Source organism: Pseudomonas sp. P110(2024) (assembly GCF_057480795.1).
This window is the reverse complement of the sequence record NZ_JBLIYT010000012.1, coordinates 134,890-152,549: the sequence shown is the minus strand read 5'-3', so window position 1 is coordinate 152,549 and position 17,660 is coordinate 134,890. Positions and strand designations below refer to the sequence as shown.

Here is a 17,660-nt window from a genome sequence, read left to right as displayed (position 1 = left end):
TGCAAGGATCACGAGTAACCGCCATGAGCGAAGACCGATCGAGCAACGGGCAGAAGTCCTGGCTGGGTAAACTGACCCAGGCTTTTGCCCATGAGCCGAAAAACCGCCAGGAGCTCCTCGAGCTGCTGCGCGAAGCCCATCAGAACAAGCTGCTCGACAGCGAAGCGCTGACCATCGTCGAAGGCGCCATTCAGGTCGCCGACCTGCAGGTGCGCGACATCATGGTGCCGCGCTCGCAGATGATCAGCATCAAGGCCAGCCAGTCGCCGCGCGAGTTCCTGCCGGCGGTGATCGACGCCGCGCACTCGCGCTACCCGGTGATCGGCGAGAGCCATGACGATGTGCTCGGCATCCTGCTCGCCAAGGACCTGCTGCCGCTGATCCTCAAGGAGAACGGCGACAGCTTCAACATCAAGGACCTGCTGCGCCCGGCCACCTTCGTGCCCGAGTCCAAGCGTCTGAACGTGCTGCTGCGCGAGTTCCGCGCCAACCACAACCACATGGCCATCGTCATCGACGAGTACGGCGGCGTGGCGGGCCTGGTGACCATCGAGGACGTGCTCGAGCAGATCGTCGGTGATATCGAGGACGAGCACGATGTCGAGGAAGACAGCTACATCAAGCCGCTGCCCAGCGGCGACTTCCTGGTCAAGGCGCTGACGCCGATCGAGAACTTCAACGGGTTCTTCGACAGCGAATTCTCCGATGACGAGTTCGACACCGTCGGCGGTTTGGTGATGAGCGCTTTCGGCCATCTGCCCAAGCGCAATGAAACCACCGAGATCGGCGGCTACCGCTTCCGTATTCTCAACGCAGACAGCCGGCGGGTACACCTGCTGCGCCTGACCCCGATCAACCGTTAAGGACGAAAATGCGCTGGATCACCCGCCCCGGCTGGCCCGGTAACCTGCTGGCCATGGCGGCCGGCGCTTCCACCCTGCTGGCCCTGGCACCGTTCGACGTCTGGCCGCTGGCCATCCTCTCCATCGCCCTGTTCTACGCCGGCCTGCGCGAAATGACGCCGCGCCAGGCCTTGGGCCGTGGCTGGTGCTTCGGCTTCGGCCTCTACGGCGCCGGCACCTGGTGGATCTACGTCAGCATGAACACCTACGGGGGCGCCTCGCCACTGCTGGCGATCGCCCTGCTGCTGGCGTTCTTCGCCTGCCTGGCGTTCTTCTTCGCCTTGCCCGCCTGGCTCTGGGCGCGCTGGCTGCGCCGCGACGAGGCGCCACTGGCCGATGCCCTGTGCTTCGCCGCCCTGTGGTTGCTGCAGGAGGCCTTCCGTGGCTGGTTCCTCACCGGCTTTCCCTGGCTGTACGCTGGCTACAGCCAGCTCGACGGTCCACTCGCCGGCCTCGCCCCGTTGGGCGGCGTCTGGCTGGTGTCCTTCGTCCTGGCCTTGAGCGCCGCCTTGCTGTGCAACCTGTACCGCCTGCGTGAACGCCGTTCGTTCCTGGCGGTCGGCGCGGTGTTGCTGGTGGCGCCGTGGATCCTCGGCCTGGCCCTCAAGGACCATGCCTGGACCCAGCCGGTGGGCGATCCGCTGAAGGTCGCCGCCCTGCAGGGCAATGTCGAGCAAGACTTGAAATGGGACCCGGCGCACGTCAATGCGCAACTGGCGCTGTACCGCGACATGAGCTTCAGCTCGAAACCCGTCGACCTGCTGGTCTGGCCGGAAACCGCCGTGCCGGTGCTCAAGGACCAGGCCCAGGGCTACATCGACATGATGGGCAGCTTTGCCGCCGAACGGCACTCGGCGCTGATCACCGGGGTACCGGTGCGGCAGATGGTCCGCCATCAGCGCCGCTACTTCAACGGCGTCACCGTGACCGGCGAAGGCGACGGCACCTACCTCAAGCAGAAACTTGTGCCGTTCGGTGAGTACGTGCCACTGCAGGACATGCTGCGCGGCCTGATCGAGTTCTTCAACCTGCCGATGTCGGACTTCGCCCGCGGCCCCGAGGACCAGCCCCTGCTGCAGGCCAAGGGTTACCAGGTCGCCCCGTACATCTGCTACGAAGTGGTCTATCCCGAGTTCGCCGCCAGCCTTGCCGCACGCAGCGACCTGTTGCTGACCATCAGCAACGACACCTGGTTCGGTACATCGATCGGCCCGCTGCAGCACCTACAGATGGCCCAGATGCGTGCCTTGGAGGCCGGTCGCTGGATGATCCGCGCCACCAACAACGGCGTGACGGCACTGATCGACCCGTTCGGCAGGATCACCGCGCAAATCCCGCAGTTCCAGCGGGGCGTGCTGTACGGCGAAGTGGTGCCGATGCAACAGCTGACGCCCTACCTGCAATGGCGCTCGTGGCCGCTGGCGATCGTCTGCGTGCTATTGCTGGGTTGGGCGCTGCTGGCCGGGCGGATTGCCAAGACAGTCTGATCGACGCCCCCCTGTAGGAGCGGCCTTGTGTCGCGAAAGGGCTGCGAAGCAGCCCCAGCGGTCTTTGCGTCGACAATGAGATCCTGGGGCCGCCTTGCGGCCCTTTCGCGACACAAGGCCGCTCAGAGGGTGTGTACACTGGACATCAGTAGAACAACCGATACCCCAGCAACCCCACCGCCTCGTTCAGCAACTGCCCGCTCTGCCACATGGCCCGGCTTTCCGGCAGCAACCCGGCGAACGGTCGCGCATGATCGCGCCCGAGGAAGCCCACCGGCGCCGACACCACCTCGAACCCGGCCCGCTCGAAGCTCCAGCGCGAACGCTGCATGTGCCAGGCCTGGGTCACCACCACCACGCGCCTGATGCCCAGTGGCTGCAACACCTTGGCGCTGAACTCGGCGTTTTCCCAGGTGGTACGGCTAGCCTCCTCCTTCCAGGTGACCTTCACAGCAAAGTCGGCCAGCAGCCGGTCAGCCATCAGCTGAGCTTCACTGGGCGGCGTGCCATAGTGCAAGCCACCGCTGGTCAGCACCGGCAACCCCGAGGCCTTGGCCAGCTGGGCGGCATAGCGCATGCGCTCCAGCGCGATGTAGGTCGGCTGGTCGGTGCCTTCCCACGCTGGATCACCGCGCTCGCGCCCGGCCCCCAGGATCACGATGGCATCGGCCCTGGTCGCCAGACTCGACCATTCATCGGCCCTCAACGCTGGCTCTGTTTCAAGGGCCCGGGCAACCTGCTCGACAGTCAACGGCAGGCTCATCAACCACAAGCCCCCCAAGCCCAGGGCAAAACAGGCCGCCGCCAGACGCGGACGGCGACGGCGCCACCACCAGGCAGCCAGCAACAGCAGGAACAGGATGCCGGGCGGCATCAGCCATTGTTTGATGAAAAAGCGCAGCGGCATCACACACCTCCATGGAAGGCGTGCAGCCTAAGAGGATCGGCACCGGGCCTCAAGGGCAACCGGCGCCGATCGATGCATGCATTGCGTAAAACCGGCGCGTCGATCCGCGCCTGCAACCCTGAACGGCTATCGGAACGGCAACGTCCTGGAGCTGGCTGGAGCGCCGGAGCGCTTGCGGTCCTTGAGCCAGACGATCCTGGCCGAGGAAGGCTCCGGTTGCGGGTAGGCACCGGCACTGGCAAAACGGCTCTCCGGAAGGGTTTCCAGATAGGCCTTGATGACCTCGAACTCGGCATGACTCAGGCCACGCAACTCCAGTTCGGCAGGCATCTCGTCGCGCAATCGCACCGAGGTCCTGGCCACTTCCAGTGCCAGGCCAAGGCGGTCGATCAGGCGTTCATATAGCTCCGGCTTGTTTGCGGTTAGTTGCGACTCTCCCATCCGTTCACCTCATTGAAGGTAAGAATATCTCCCCCCACAGATGAGCTTAGCGTCACTCGCAAAAGCGACCGGGCGCCGCGACCAACGGCCCGGGCGACGGGCAATGCAATCAGGGTTTCCCACGACGCGCGGCGCTCATGTATGCTACGGCGTTCACTCTCATAAGATACCGGAGTGCCGGACGCAGCGAGGTCGAGCTGCCTGGAACATGTCTCTTATTCCTCTCAATACAAAGTAGCCATGCACGAACAATACACGCCCCGTGATGTAGAAGCCGCCGCCCAGAATGCCTGGGACGAGCAACAATCGTTCGCTGTCACCGAACAGCCAGGCAAAGACACGTACTACTGCCTATCGATGTTCCCGTACCCGAGCGGCAAGCTACACATGGGCCACGTGCGCAACTACACCATCGGTGACGTGATCGCCCGCTACCAGCGCATGCTGGGCAAGAACGTCCTGCAACCGATGGGCTGGGACGCTTTCGGCATGCCGGCGGAAAACGCCGCGATGAAGAACAACGTCGCCCCGGCCAAGTGGACCTACGAGAACATCGACTACATGAAGACCCAGCTCAAGAGCCTGGGTCTGGCCATCGACTGGTCGCGTGAAGTCACCACCTGCAAGCCGGACTACTACCGCTGGGAGCAGTGGCTGTTCACCCGCCTGTTCGAGAAGGGCATCATCTACCGCAAGAACGGCACCGTGAACTGGGACCCGGCGGACCAGACCGTACTGGCCAACGAGCAGGTCATCGACGGCCGTGGTTGGCGTTCGGGCGCGCTGATCGAGAAGCGCGAAATCCCGATGTACTACTTCCGCATCACCGACTACGCCGACGAGTTGCTGGAAAGCCTCAATGAGCTGCCGGGCTGGCCCGAGCAGGTCAAGACCATGCAGCGCAACTGGATCGGCAAGTCCCGCGGCATGGAGGTGCAGTTCCCGTACGACCAGGCCAGCATCGGTCACCCGGGCACCCTGAAGGTCTTCACCACCCGCCCAGACACCCTGATGGGCGCGACCTACGTGGCCGTCGCCGCCGAACACCCGCTGGCCACCCAGGCCGCCCAGGGCAACCCGGCGCTGCAGGCGTTCATCGACGAGTGCAAGAGCGGCAGCGTCGCCGAGGCCGACATGGCCACGCAGGAGAAGAAAGGCATGGCCACTTCCCTGTTCGTCGAGCACCCGCTGACCGGCGAAAAACTGCCGGTGTGGGTCGCCAACTACGTATTGATGCACTACGGCGACGGCGCGGTCATGGCCGTGCCGGCCCATGACGAGCGCGACTTCGAGTTCGCCCACAAGTACAACCTGCCGGTCAAGGCAGTGGTGCGCACCAGCGTCGGCGACGAAGTCGGCAGCGAGTGGCTGGCCGCCTACGGCGAGCATGGCCAGCTGATCAACTCCGGCGAGTTCGACGGCCTGGACTTCCAGGGCGCCTTCGACGCCATCGAGGCCGCGCTGATCCGCAAGGACCTGGGCAAGTCGCGCACCCAGTTCCGCCTGCGCGACTGGGGCATCAGCCGCCAGCGCTACTGGGGCTGCCCGATCCCGATCATCCACTGCCCGTCCTGCGGCGACGTACCTGTGCCGGAAGACCAGCTGCCCGTCACCCTGCCGGAAAACGTTGTCCCAGACGGCGCCGGCTCGCCGCTGGCGCGTATGCCCGAATTCTATGAGTGCACCTGCCCGAAATGCGGCACCGCGGCCAAGCGCGAAACCGACACCATGGACACCTTCGTGGAGTCGTCCTGGTACTTCGCCCGCTACGCCTCGCCGAACTACGACAAGGGCCTGGTCGACCCCAAAGCCGCCAACCACTGGCTGCCGGTGGACCAGTATATCGGCGGGATCGAACACGCAATCCTGCACCTGCTGTACGCACGCTTCTTCCACAAGCTGATGCGCGACGAAGGCCTGGTGACCTCCAACGAGCCGTTCAAGAACCTGCTGACCCAGGGCATGGTCGTCGCCGAAACCTACTACCGTGTCGCCAGCAACGGTGGCAAGGACTGGTTCAACCCGGCCGACGTCGAGGTCGAGCGTGACGCCAAGGCCAAGATCATCGGCGCGCGCCTGAAGACCGACGGCCTGCCGGTGGAAATCGGCGGCACCGAGAAGATGTCGAAGTCGAAGAACAACGGCGTCGACCCGCAATCGATGATCGAGCAGTACGGCGCCGATACCTGCCGCCTGTTCATGATGTTCGCCTCGCCGCCCGACATGAGCCTGGAGTGGTCCGACTCCGGCGTCGAGGGTGCCAGCCGCTTCCTGCGCCGCGTCTGGCGCCTGGCCCAGGCCCATGTGGCCCAGGGCCTGCCGGGCCCGCTGGACATCGCCGCCCTGAGCGACGAGCAGAAGGTCATCCGCCGCGCCATCCACGCCGCCATCAAGCAAGCCAGCACCGACGTGGGCCAGTACCACAAGTTCAATACCGCCATCGCCCAGGTGATGACCGTGATGAACGTGCTGGAAAAGGCCCCACAGGCCACCGCCCAGGACCGCGCGCTGCTGCACGAAGGCCTCGAGGCCGTCACCCTGCTGCTGGCACCGATCACCCCGCACATCTCCCACGAGCTGTGGAAGGCGCTGGGCCATGATCAGGCGGCGATCGACGCGGCCTGGCCGACCGTCGACGAAAGCGCCCTGGTGCAGGACACCGTGACCCTGGTGGTGCAGGTCAACGGCAAGCTGCGTGGCCAGGTCGAAATGCCGGCCGCCGCCAGCCGCGAGGACATCGAAGCCGCCGCCCGCAGCAACGAGAACGTCCTGCGCTTCACCGACGGCCTGACCATCCGCAAGGTCATCGTCGTACCGGGCAAACTGGTCAACATCGTCGCCAACTGATGGCAACGCCCGCCTGCACACCCTGCAGGCGGGCGTAATCGGTCCACGAGGGAGCTACACACATGATCAAACGCAATCTGCTGGTAATGGGCCTGGCTGTCCTGCTCAGCGCCTGCGGTTTCCAGCTGCGCGGCACAGGCACCACCGAGCTGACCATCAAGGAACTGGACCTCAGCGCACGCAACGCCTATGGCGAAACCGTCACCCAACTGCGCCGCACGCTGCAGAACAGCGGCGTGAAGGTCTACGCCGGTGCACCATACAAGCTCGTGCTTACCAATGAGCAGGAGACCCAGCGCGCTGCGACCTACACGGGCGGTAACCGCTCGGCCGAATACGAGCTGACCACCGTGCTGAACTATGTGGTCGAAGGCCAGAACGACACCGTGCTGCTGGAAGACAAGCTGCAAGTGCAAAAGTACTACGTGTATGACGGCAACAACATCAACGGCTCAGGCCAGGAGGCAGCGCAGGTCCGCCAGGAAATGCGTCGCGACCTGGTGCAGGGCATGATGGTTCGCCTGCAGCAGCTTACCCCGGCACGTCTGGACGACCTTCAGCGCAAGGCTGACGAGCGCGCCAAAGCCGAGGCACGCGCCCTGCAGGAAGCCCAGCGTATCCAGGACGAGACACCTCAGCAATCGCCACTGGAAGTCCCGGCTCCCTGAGCCTGAACGGGGCACCTGAGGTGCCCCGCCTCTCCCCATGAAGCTCACGCCCGCCCAACTCAACAAACACCTGCAAGGCCCGTTGGCACCTGTCTATATCGTCAGCGGCGACGATCCGCTGCTGTGCCAGGAAGCCGCCGACGCCATCCGCAGCGCCGCGCGCCAGCAGGGCTATGACGAACGCCAGGTGTTCAGCGCCGACGCCAATTTCGACTGGGGCAACCTGCTGCTGGCCGGCGCCAGCCTGTCGCTCTTTGCCCAGCGCCGATTGCTGGAACTGCGCCTGCCCTCGGGCAAGCCCGGCGACAAGGGCGCCGCCGCGCTAATGGAATACTGCGCCAATCCGGCCGAAGACACACTGCTGCTGATCAGCCTGCCCAAGCTCGACGGCAGCGCGCAGAAGACCAAGTGGGGCAAGGCGCTGATCGAAGGCGCGCACTGTCAGTTCATACAGATCTGGCCGGTGGACGCCCAGCAGTTACCGCAGTGGATCAACCAGCGCCTGTCACAGGCCGGCCTGTCAGCCCAGCGTGATGCTGTCGACCTGATTGCCGCTCGGGTCGAGGGCAACCTGCTGGCGGCCGCCCAGGAGATCGAAAAGCTCAAGCTGCTGGCCGAAGGCAACCAGATCACCGTGGAGACCGTCCAGGCCGCCGTCGCCGACAGTGCCCGTTTTGATGTCTTCGGTCTGGTTGACGCCATTCTCAACGGCGAGGCGGCCCATGCCTTGCGCATGCTCGAAGGGTTGCGCGGCGAAGGCGTGGAGCCGCCGGTGATTCTCTGGGCCCTGGCCCGCGAGCTGCGCCTGCTGGCGGGGCTTGCACAGCAGTTCAGCCAGGGCGTACCGCTGGACAAGGCATTCAGCCAGGCCCGCCCGCCGGTGTGGGACAAACGTCGTCCGTTGGTGAGCAAGGCCTTGCAGCGCCTCTCCGCGCAGCGCTGGGCCATGCTGCTGCAGGATGCCCAGCGTATCGATGCGCAGATTAAGGGACAGGCCGAGGGCTCGCCGTGGACCAGCCTGGCTCGCTTGTCCCTGCTCATGGCCGGACAGCGCTTGGCACTGCCTGCCGAATAAAGCGCATCGCGGGCAGTCCGCCGCCATAAACACAATCAATTGGCTCACGTAGCGCGACAGGCCTAAAGTGCGCCCGCCATCCACCCAGACCGGGAACCCGCCATGAGCAAGAAGCCGAAAAAGCACGGCCCCAACAAGGCCAAGTCCATCGTCGCCCAACCGCTGTTCCGCTGCCGCCAGGAACGGCCGGAAAAAGGCAAAGGCAGCTACCGCCGCGAAGCCTTCCAATCGAGAGATTGGGAGGCTTCCTGCTTTATGGCGGCATGAAAGGCATGAAATGCGCAGGCATGGTATGGTCGGCACCTGACCTGCAATTCTGGATCCGTGCATGCCCTCTCGTCTCACTCTCCGCTGGCAACCCCGCCAGCTGATCGCGGCCACAAGCTTCATCCTGCTCGTCGCCTGCGCCGAGAAACCCACCGCCGCCGACGCCCTGCCGCTGGCGCCCGCCCAGCCCGCTCCCGTCGTCACCCTGCCCGGCACCGCGCCCGAGGCAAGCAGTGAAATCCAGCCCCTGCAGACCTTCGCCCAATGGCAGGCCGGCTTCCGCCAGCAAGCCCTGCAGGCCGGTATCAGTGCCAACCTGTTCGACCGCGCCTTCCTCGGCGTCACCCCGGACATGGACGTGATCAAGGCCGACCGCAGCCAGCCCGAGTTCACCCGCCCGGTCTGGGAATACCTGGACGGCGCCCTGTCGCCACTGCGCGTGCGCAACGGCAAGAAACTGCTCGAGCAAAATGCCGAGCTGCTGGCCCGCATCGAGCAGCGCTACGGTGTCGATCGCCAGGTCCTGGTCTCGGTATGGGGCATGGAAAGCAACTTCGGCCAGTTCCAGGGCAGCAAGTCGGTGATCCGCTCACTGGCCACCCTGGCCTATGAGGGCCGCCGCCCACAGTTCGCCCAGGACCAGCTGATCGCCGCCCTGCAGATCCTGCAGAACGGCGACATCCAGCCCGACGCGATGCGCGGCTCCTGGGCCGGCGCCATGGGTCAGACCCAGTTCATCCCGACCACCTATCTTACCCACGCGGTGGACTTCGACGGTGACGGCCGCCGCGACATCTGGAACAGCACCGCCGACGCCCTGGCATCCACCGCGCACTACCTGCAGGCGTCCGGCTGGAAGCGTGGCCAGCCTTGGGGCTTCGAAGTGCAGGTGCCCGCCGGCTTCGACTACTGGCTGGCCGATGGCAGCCAGCGCAAGAGTGTCAGCGAATGGCTGCAGCTGGGCGTGAAACTGCCTGCCGGTACCACGCTGCCCGCCGGCAGCAGCCAGCTGTCCGCCGCCCTGCTGCTGCCTGCGGGCGCCCGTGGGCCGGCGTTCCTGGTGCTGGACAACTTCCGCGCCATCCTCAAGTACAACAATTCGTCGTCCTACGCGCTGGCGGTCAGCCTGCTGGGAGATCGCTTCTACGGGTGGGGGTTCATTGCCGGCAGCTGGCCGAAAGAAGACCTGCCATTGAGCCGCAGCGAACGAATCGAGCTGCAGACCTTGCTCAATGCCAAGGGGCATGAAGCAGGCAATCCGGATGGGATCATCGGCGCCAATACCCGCAAGGCGATCCGCACTGCCCAGCAGGCGCAGGGTTGGCCAGCGGATGGGTATCCGACGCACAAGCTGCTCGATAGCCTGCGTCGCTAGAGGAACGCGGGGGCGCTCTGCGCCCCATTCGCGGTACAGACCGAATTGGGCTGCCAAGCAGCCCAAGCGATCTCAACCCCTGAACAGATCCTGCAACAGCACCAGACTCTGCTCTTCGGCATCCAGCCGCACTTTTGCACCCAACGGCAAGCACACATTCGGATCACAGTGCCCACTGCGCCACCCGGCCAGCACCGGCACCCCGAGCGGACCGAAGATATCCAACAGCAGCGGCGTCAACGCCGCCACCGTGATCCCGGCAAAGTCCCCCACCAGCACTCCTCGCACCCCTTCCAGCTTGCCGGCCAGGCGCAGCTGGGTCAGTAGCCGGTCGACACGGTAGAGCGGCTCGTTGACGTCCTCGATAAACAGGATGCTGTCCTGGGTATCGACTTGCGCCAGCGTCCCCAGCGTGGCACCGAGCAGCGACAGGTTGCCACCCACCAGACGCCCGCTGGCAGCCCCGGGCACCACGCTGGTGAGCGGGAACTCGACAGGATGGCCAATAGCATCGCCCGCCCCCAGACGCCCCCGCAATTGCCCGAACAGTGAGCTGACGGTCGGCTCAAGCTTGCCCCCCAGCAGGTCGGCATTTAGCATGGCGCCATGGAAGGCCAGCATCCCGGCATGTCGGTTGAGCGCCGAATGCAGGGCGGTGATGTCGCTGTAACCTACCAACGGCTTGGGATGGCGACGGATCAGTTCGAAGTCGATGCGGTCCAGCAGGCGCATGCTGCCGTAACCGCCGCGCATGCACAGGATGGCGTCGATATCCGGGGCACTGAACGCATCGTGCAGGTCGCGCAGGCGCTGCTCGTCGCCGCCGGCAAGGTAACCGTCCGCCTGCAGCACTCCAGGGTAGATGCGGCATTGCTGACCACGCTCTTCGAACCATTGACGGGCCTTGTCGGTATCCAGCCGCGCCGGCCCAGCCGGTGCGACGATGGCGAAGCAGGCGTTGTCAGGCAAGGCCTTGGGCAACAGGTATTCAGCAGTTTCCAGGCAGTTCATCGCGCCACTCCTTGCAGCTTGTCGCTTGAAACAGATCGCTCAAAAACAAAAATGCCGATGCCGCCTTCCGGCGCGCATCGGCATGTCCCGCTCAAGCCCGGTTCAGAGCTTGATCTTGGCTTCGTGGGCCTGCTGATCGGCGTGGTACGACGAGCGCACCAGCGGGCCGGAGGCGACGTTCTTGAAGCCCATCTTGTAACCTTCCTCGGCGAACCAGGCGAAGGTGTCCGGGTGCACGAAGCGCTGTACCGGCAGGTGGTTGCGCGACGGCTGCAGGTACTGGCCGAGGGTCAGCATGTCGATGTCGTGCTCGCGCATCCGGTGCATGACCTCGATCACCTCGTCGTCGGTCTCGCCCAGGCCCAGCATCAGGCCGGACTTGGTCGGCACGTGCGGGACCATCTGCTTGAACTTCTGCAGCAGGTCCAGCGACCAGTCGTAGTCCGAGCCAGGACGCGCGGCCTTGTACAGGCGCGGCACGGTCTCGAGGTTGTGGTTGAACACGTCCGGCGGGGTCTGCGCGGTGATTTCCAGCGCCACGTCCATGCGCCCACGGTAGTCCGGTACCAGGGTTTCCAGCTGGACGCCCGGCGACAGCGCACGGATTTCGCGGATGCAGTCGGCGAAGTGCTGGGCACCGCCGTCACGCAGGTCGTCGCGGTCCACCGAGGTGATCACCACGTACTTCAGACGCAAGTCGGCGATGGCGATGGCCAGGTTCTTCGGCTCGTCCAGGTCCAGGGGCTTCGGACGGCCGTGGCCAACGTCGCAGAACGGGCAGCGGCGGGTGCAGATGTCGCCCATGATCATGAAGGTCGCGGTGCCGCCGGAGAAGCACTCGCCCAGGTTCGGGCAGGAGGCCTCTTCGCACACGCTGTGCAGCTTGTGCTTGCGCAGCAGTTGCTTGATGCGGTCGACCTCCGGCGAAACCGGGATGCGTACGCGAATCCAGTCGGGCTTTTTCGGCAGCTCTTCGGTGGGGATGATTTTCACCGGGATGCGCGCCACCTTCTCGGCGCCGCGCAGTTTCACGCCGGCCTCGACTTTTTTGGGCGCAGGGCGCGGAGTCACGTCTTGCGTGGGGATCAGGTTCGGCACGGCTTCTTGCACAGTTGTCATAATCAGTCGATTCCGCCCGTGAGGGTCGTCTGCTCAGCATAGTCGAGGTGCCTGACCAGCTGTCCGCGCAGCCTTGTCCTGACCTCGTCGAGTTCGATCGGGCCTGCCAGGTCACGCAGCTGGGTCATGGCCAGCCCCGCATACCCACAGGGGTTGATTCGGCGGAATGGCGCAAGGTCCATGTCCACGTTCAGGGCAAGGCCGTGGAAGGAACGACCGTTGCGAATTCGAAGGCCAAGGGACGCGATCTTCGCGCCATCGACGTAGACGCCCGGGGCATCGGGCTTGGCCGCGGCCTGCACACCGTAGCTGGCGAGCAGGTCGATGAGCGTCTGCTCGATGCGGCTGACCAGCTCGCGCACGCCGATGCTCAGGCGCCGCACATCCAACAGCAGGTAGGCCACCAGTTGGCCGGGGCCGTGGTAGGTGACCTGGCCGCCGCGGTCAGTCTGCACCACCGGGATTTCCCCCGGGATCAGCAGGTGCTCGGCCTTGCCGGCCTGGCCCTGGGTGAATACCGGCGGGTGCTCGACCAGCCAGACTTCGTCCTGGCTGTCCGGGCCGCGTTGCTCGGTAAAGCGGCGCATGGCCTCCAGCACCGGTTCATAGGGCTGCAGGCCAAGATCGCGAATACCGAGCACACCGGACATCACAGCACCATTTTCACGATGCCGGTGGCACGCAGGGCACTGTTGATGTCGTGCAGCTGGTTCTCGCTCTCGGCAACGATATGCAGTTGTACCGTGGTGTACTTGCCTTCCTTGCTCTGGCGCTCGGCCAGGGTCGACAGGTCGACCTTGGCGTGCTTGCTGAGGATCTCGATCACGGTGTCGCGGAAACCGACAACGGTGTCGCCGATCACCTTGATCGGGTAGTCCTCGCAGGGGAATTCGATCTTGTGCGACTTGACGTCTTCTTCGCTCATGGCGGAAACGGCCTCGTAAGCCGTGGCAGCAACATCGCCCCCGCCTGGTTCAAGGGGGCGTGCAGGTCACGTATCAGTTGAACAAACCGTAGAAGAACAGGCGGATGCTATCCCACATACGGCCGAAGAAACCAGCTTCCTCCACGCCGTCGAGGGCGATGAGGTCAGCGCTGTGAACCACTTTCTCGTCCAGTTTGACTTCCACTTTGCCGATCACGTCACCTTTGGCGATTGGAGCGGTCAGTTGCGGATTCATGGTCATCGAAGCCTGGAGGCGTTTCAATTGGCCTTTAGGCATGGTCATGGTCAGGTCGTTGGCCAGGCCGGCTTTCACCTGATTGGTCGCGCCTTTCCATACCTGGGCCTGGGTCAGCTCGGTACCTTTCTGGTAGAAGGTCTGGGTTTCGAAGAAGCGGAAACCGTAGGTCAGCAGCTTCTGGGTCTCGGCGGCGCGGGACTGCTCGCTGTTGGTGCCGAACACCACGGCGATCAGGCGCTGGCCGTCACGCACGGCCGAGGCGACCATGCAGTAGCCGGCTTCGTCGGTGTGGCCAGTCTTCAGGCCATCGACGGTCTTGTCGCGCCACAGCAGCAGGTTGCGGTTAGGCTGCTTGATGTTGTTCCAGAAGAACTCTTTCTGCGAGTAGATGGCGTAGTGCGCCGGATCTTCGTTGATGATCGCGCGCGCCAGCAGGGCCATGTCGTGGGCCGAGGAGTAGTGCTCCGGGTTCGGCAGGCCGGTCGGGTTCATGAAGTGGCTGTTGGCCATGCCCAGGTCGGCGGCGGTCTTGTTCATCATGTCGGCGAAGGCGTCTTCGCTGCCGGCGATGTGCTCGGACAGGGCGACCGAGGCATCGTTGCCAGACTGGATGATGATGCCGTGCAGCAGGTCGCTGACGGTCACCTGGCTGCCGACCTTGATGAACATGCGCGAACCGCCGGTACGCCAGGCGTTCTCGCTGACGGTCACCGGGTCGTTCTCGCCGATCTGACCGCGACGGATGTCGAGGGTGGCGATGTAGGCGGTCATCAGCTTGGTCAGGCTGGCCGGCGGCAGGCGTTCGTCACCGTTGTTCTCGACCAGCACGTTGCCGCTGGACGCGTCCATCAGTACATAGGACTTGGCGGCCAGTTGCGGTGGTGCCGGCATCATCTGCTCCGCTGCGAACGCAGCGGGCATGATCATCAGCAGAACGGGCAGGCAAAGTCGTTTGGCAAGGTTGGTGATGTTCATCCGTCTCTCGTAAATCGCTAATGGTCTGATGTTCCGTGGGCAAGTTCGTTTGCCCAGCGCCCCGTCAGTCTAGTTTTATGGCCGATGGCCTGGCCCGACAGTGCGACGTAATGCCGCTGCGGGCAAAAGCGGGCATTGTACATGTCATTGCCCGGCAATTCATGAACAAACCGACAGGTCGGCGTGTCGATTCATCGCGGGGCAAGCCCGCTCCCACGCCATCTGCAAGGCGGAACGTGGGAGCGGGCTTGCCCCGCGATTGGTCTCAATCAGTGACGACCTTGGCCTGGCCGAGATTGGCCAGGCGAATGCTGTCCTGCGCCTGCTGGATCTCACCCTGGCTGTTGATCGGCCCCAGGCGCACCCGGTGCAAGGTCTGCTGGTTGCGCACCACCGAGCTGATGAACACCGGTGCGCTGACCATGGTGCTCAGCTTCGAGCGCAGCAACTCGGCAGCATCCGGGTTGGCAAACGCGCCCACTTGCAGGATGCTGCCACCGCTGGCGTTCGGCACGTTGTTGCCACCCACCTGCACCGGCACCACCGGCGCCGCGTGCTGTTGCGGCGGCGGGGTCCACTGCTCGACCCGACCGGTGCTGGCAGGAAGCGGCTGGGCCTGGGCCACCTGCGGCTCCTTGAGCACCATCGGCGGCTGCTGGCCACGCTGGGCCCACCATTGCTGCGGATCGATGCCTTCGACGCGTACATGGGCAGTGCCGATCTCGGCATAGCCGAGCTTCTTGGCCGCGGCGTAGGACAGGTCGATGATGCGGTCGGAGTAGAACGGGCCACGGTCATTGACCCGCAGGATCACGCTACGGCCGTTGGCCAGGTTGGTCACCCGCACGTAGGCCGGCAGCGGCAGGGTCTTGTGCGCCGCGCTCATGCCATACAGGTCGTACAGCTCACCGTTGGCGGTGTTCTGCCCATGGAACTTGGTGCCGTACCAGGAGGCAGTACCCTCGGCGCGGTAGTTGCGCGAGTCCTGCATCGGGTAGTAGGTCTTGCCCAGCACCGTGTAGGGGTTGGCCTTGTAGTTGCCGGTATGCACGGTCGGCGTGGCGTCGGGGATCTTGTTCACGTCCACATCCCACCAAGGCGCGCCGTCCTTGTGCGCGCGGTTGATGTCCAGGCCCGGCTGCGCACGCACGGTGTTGCCGCTCTGCGGGGTGGAGGGCCGGCTCGACGAGCAACTGGCCAGTACCAGGCCGACGGCGACGCAGGTGAGCAGTTTTGCGGTATTGACGGTGAAGAGTTCGCGCATTTACTTGACGCCCCGTGCCAGAACCAGCTGTTCCGAAAGCTGATGCACCGCCATGGCATACATCACGCTGCGGTTGTAGCGAGTGATCGCGTAGAAGTTTTTCAGGCCCATCCAGTACTCGGGGCCATCCGCGCCTTCCAGGCGGAAGGCGGTGACCGGCAGATCATCGCGCAACGCATCATGACCCGACCAGCCCAGCGCCCGCAACTGCGCGACAGTCCTGGTCGGCTCGATGCCGGTGGTCAGGCCTTCGTCGGCCCGCGCGCCGGCCACGTCGGCGCGGCTGACCACAGGCTCCCCGGGCACCCAGCCGTGGCGCTTGAAGTAGCTGGCGACACTGCCGATGGCATCGTCCGGGTTGTTCCAGATATTGATGTGGCCGTCGCCGTCGAAGTCCACGGCATAGGCGCGGAAGCTACTCGGCATGAACTGCGGCAGGCCCATGGCGCCGGCGTAGGAGCCTTTGAGCGTAAGCGGATCGAGCTGTTCCTCGCGGGCCAGCAGGAGGAACTCGCGTAGCTCCTTGCGGAAGAATTCGGCCCGCGGCGGGTAGTCGAAACCGAGCGTGGACAGGGCATCGATGACCCGGTAGTTGCCGGTGTTGCGGCCGAAGAAGGTCTCCACGCCGATGATCGCGACGATGTATTGCGCCGGCACACCGTATTCCTGCTCGGCGCGGGCCAGCACGGCTTCGTGCTGGCGCCAGAAGTCCACACCGCGGGCGATGCGCGCGTCGGTGATGAACATCGGGCGGTACTCCTTCCACGGTTTGACGCGCTCGGCCGGCCGCGAAATCGCGTCGAGGATCGCCTGCTTGCGTTGCACCTCGCGGAACACGCCCATCAGCTGCTCCCCGGCAAAGCCGTAGTCGCGGGTCATCTCGCCAACGAACTCGGCCACCTGCGGCGAGCCATCGTAGTCGCCGGCATTGGCCTGCTGGATTGCGCCGAAAAGCCCCATCGCGCCGAACCACGGCGCCAGGCGGGCAGCCCAGCCACGCACTGCTTGCATGAAATTCTTCACCTTTTTCAAACCTGTGCAATCCACTTGCGGTGCGTATGGATCGACATGAGAACGCCAAACGCTGACAGCAGCGTCACCAACGAAGTTCCGCCATAGCTGATGAAGGGCAGCGGCACGCCCACCACGGGCAGGAGGCCGCTGACCATACCGATATTGACGAACACATAAACAAAGAAGGTCATGGTCAGGCTGCCCGCGAGCAGCTTGCCGAACAGGGTCTGGGCCTGGGCCGTGATCATCAGCCCGCGGCCAATCAGCAGGATGTAGATCAGCAGCAGCAGACAGATGCCGACCAGGCCGAACTCCTCGCCGAGCACGGCGATGATGAAGTCGGTGTGGCTTTCCGGCAGGAAGTCCAGGTGCGACTGGGTGCCCAGCAGCCAGCCCTTGCCAAACACCCCGCCCGAACCGATCGCCGCCTTGGACTGGATGATGTTCCAGCCGGTGCCCAGCGGGTCGCTTTCCGGGTCGAGAAAGGTCAGTACGCGCTGCTTCTGGTAGTCGTGCATGACGAAGAACCACATCGCCACCGCCACCGGCACCGCCGCGGCGATCACGCTGACGATCCAGCGCCAGCGCAGCCCGCCCATGAACAGCACGAAAGCGCCGGAGGCGAGGATCAACAGCGCCGTGCCCAGGTCCGGCTGGCGCACGATGAGGATGAACGGCACGCCAATCAGGACCAGGCTGATCGCCACATGCTTGAGGTGAGGCGGCAAGGTGCGCTTGGACAGGTACCAAGCGATGGTCGCCGGCATGATGATCTTCATGAATTCCGAGGGCTGGAAGCGGATCACCCCAGGAATGTTGATCCAGCGCGTCGCGCCCATGGCGTTGTGGCCCATGACGTCCACCACGACCAGCAGGAACACCCCGGCCAGGTAGGCCAGCGGCACCCAGCGCGCCATGAAGCGCGGCTCGAGCTGGGCGATGATGAACATCGACACCAGGCCGATGCCGAACGAGCTGGCCTGCTTCATCAACAGGTCCCAGTTCTTGCCGCTGGCCGAATACAGCACGAATAGGCTGCCAGCGGCGAGCGTCAGCAGGATGAGCAGCAAGGGGCCGTCGATATGAATGCGCTGCAGGAAGCTGGCGCGCCTGCGCATCACGTC

General features: G+C 64.6%; 17 protein-coding genes. 7 read left to right on the top strand and 10 right to left on the bottom strand.

Going from position 1 to position 17,660, the window contains the following annotated elements; translation table 11 throughout:
* Positions 1-23 precede the first annotated feature (23 nt).
* Positions 24-863, top strand: coding sequence for a CorC family transporter (locus AC25ND_RS20025; RefSeq protein ID WP_028690402.1), 840 nt, complete (start codon positions 24-26; stop codon positions 861-863).
* 8 nt (positions 864-871) lie between these two features.
* Complete coding sequence (gene lnt / locus AC25ND_RS20020) at positions 872-2,389, top strand: apolipoprotein N-acyltransferase (RefSeq protein ID WP_486976544.1); 1,518 nt, start codon at positions 872-874, stop codon at positions 2,387-2,389.
* A gap of 145 nt (positions 2,390-2,534) precedes the next feature.
* Here the strand turns inward: lnt and AC25ND_RS20015 are convergent, their stop codons facing one another.
* Positions 2,535-3,296, bottom strand: a complete 762-nt coding sequence (locus AC25ND_RS20015; RefSeq protein ID WP_062361959.1) for a YdcF family protein — start codon at positions 3,294-3,296, stop codon at positions 2,535-2,537.
* A 126-nt stretch (positions 3,297-3,422) separates the two neighbouring features.
* Positions 3,423-3,737 carry a hypothetical protein gene (locus tag AC25ND_RS20010; RefSeq protein WP_028690399.1) on the bottom strand — a complete coding sequence of 105 codons (315 nt, stop codon included), beginning with the start codon at positions 3,735-3,737 and terminating at the stop codon, positions 3,423-3,425.
* A 240-nt stretch (positions 3,738-3,977) separates the two neighbouring features.
* On the opposite strand from AC25ND_RS20010, the gene leuS reads away from it, so the two are divergent.
* From leuS to AC25ND_RS19985, 5 genes are all read left to right on the top strand, one after another.
* Complete coding sequence (gene leuS / locus AC25ND_RS20005) at positions 3,978-6,584, top strand: leucine--tRNA ligase (RefSeq protein ID WP_486976543.1); 2,607 nt, start codon at positions 3,978-3,980, stop codon at positions 6,582-6,584.
* A 62-nt stretch (positions 6,585-6,646) separates the two neighbouring features.
* The gene (locus AC25ND_RS20000) at positions 6,647-7,252 is read left to right on the top strand and encodes an LPS-assembly lipoprotein LptE (RefSeq protein WP_028690397.1); all 606 of its coding nucleotides are present in this window, start codon (positions 6,647-6,649) and stop codon (positions 7,250-7,252) included.
* A gap of 37 nt (positions 7,253-7,289) precedes the next feature.
* Entirely contained in the window at positions 7,290-8,327 is a 1,038-nt protein-coding gene (gene holA, locus AC25ND_RS19995; RefSeq protein WP_486976542.1) for a DNA polymerase III subunit delta, read from the top strand.
* A gap of 102 nt (positions 8,328-8,429) precedes the next feature.
* Positions 8,430-8,594 carry an alternative ribosome rescue factor ArfA gene (gene arfA / locus AC25ND_RS19990; protein WP_028690395.1) on the top strand — a complete coding sequence of 55 codons (165 nt, stop codon included), beginning with the start codon at positions 8,430-8,432 and terminating at the stop codon, positions 8,592-8,594.
* A 61-nt stretch (positions 8,595-8,655) separates the two neighbouring features.
* Positions 8,656-9,969, top strand: a complete 1,314-nt coding sequence (locus AC25ND_RS19985; protein WP_028690394.1) for a lytic murein transglycosylase — start codon at positions 8,656-8,658, stop codon at positions 9,967-9,969.
* A gap of 72 nt (positions 9,970-10,041) precedes the next feature.
* Here AC25ND_RS19985 and AC25ND_RS19980 read toward each other — a convergent pair whose 3' ends face one another.
* The 8 genes from AC25ND_RS19980 to rodA all read right to left on the bottom strand — a co-directional run bounded on the left by AC25ND_RS19980 (position 10,042) and on the right by rodA (position 17,654).
* Positions 10,042-10,980 (bottom strand): S66 peptidase family protein, encoded by a 939-nt coding sequence (locus tag AC25ND_RS19980; protein WP_028690393.1) that lies wholly within the window; start codon positions 10,978-10,980, stop codon positions 10,042-10,044.
* Between the two features lie 102 nt (positions 10,981-11,082).
* Positions 11,083-12,099, bottom strand: coding sequence for a lipoyl synthase (gene lipA, locus AC25ND_RS19975; protein ID WP_028690392.1), 1,017 nt, complete (start codon positions 12,097-12,099; stop codon positions 11,083-11,085).
* Positions 12,100-12,101: 2 nt separating this feature from the next.
* On the bottom strand, positions 12,102-12,749 hold the full coding sequence (lipB, locus tag AC25ND_RS19970) for a lipoyl(octanoyl) transferase LipB (protein ID WP_028690391.1): 648 nt from the start codon (positions 12,747-12,749) through the stop codon (positions 12,102-12,104).
* Complete coding sequence (locus tag AC25ND_RS19965; RefSeq protein WP_011535839.1) at positions 12,749-13,024, bottom strand: DUF493 domain-containing protein; 276 nt, start codon at positions 13,022-13,024, stop codon at positions 12,749-12,751. Before AC25ND_RS19965 ends, lipB begins: the two co-directional genes overlap by 1 nt.
* A 73-nt stretch (positions 13,025-13,097) precedes the next feature.
* Positions 13,098-14,258, bottom strand: a complete 1,161-nt coding sequence (locus AC25ND_RS19960) for a D-alanyl-D-alanine carboxypeptidase family protein (RefSeq protein ID WP_062361950.1) — start codon at positions 14,256-14,258, stop codon at positions 13,098-13,100.
* A gap of 265 nt (positions 14,259-14,523) precedes the next feature.
* Complete coding sequence (locus tag AC25ND_RS19955) at positions 14,524-15,522, bottom strand: septal ring lytic transglycosylase RlpA family protein (RefSeq protein WP_028690389.1); 999 nt, start codon at positions 15,520-15,522, stop codon at positions 14,524-14,526.
* Complete coding sequence (gene mltB / locus AC25ND_RS19950) at positions 15,523-16,533, bottom strand: lytic murein transglycosylase B (protein ID WP_028690388.1); 1,011 nt, start codon at positions 16,531-16,533, stop codon at positions 15,523-15,525. It lies immediately after the preceding gene.
* Between the two features lie 17 nt (positions 16,534-16,550).
* Complete coding sequence (gene rodA / locus AC25ND_RS19945; RefSeq protein ID WP_051555660.1) at positions 16,551-17,654, bottom strand: rod shape-determining protein RodA; 1,104 nt, start codon at positions 17,652-17,654, stop codon at positions 16,551-16,553.
* Positions 17,655-17,660 lie beyond the last annotated feature (6 nt).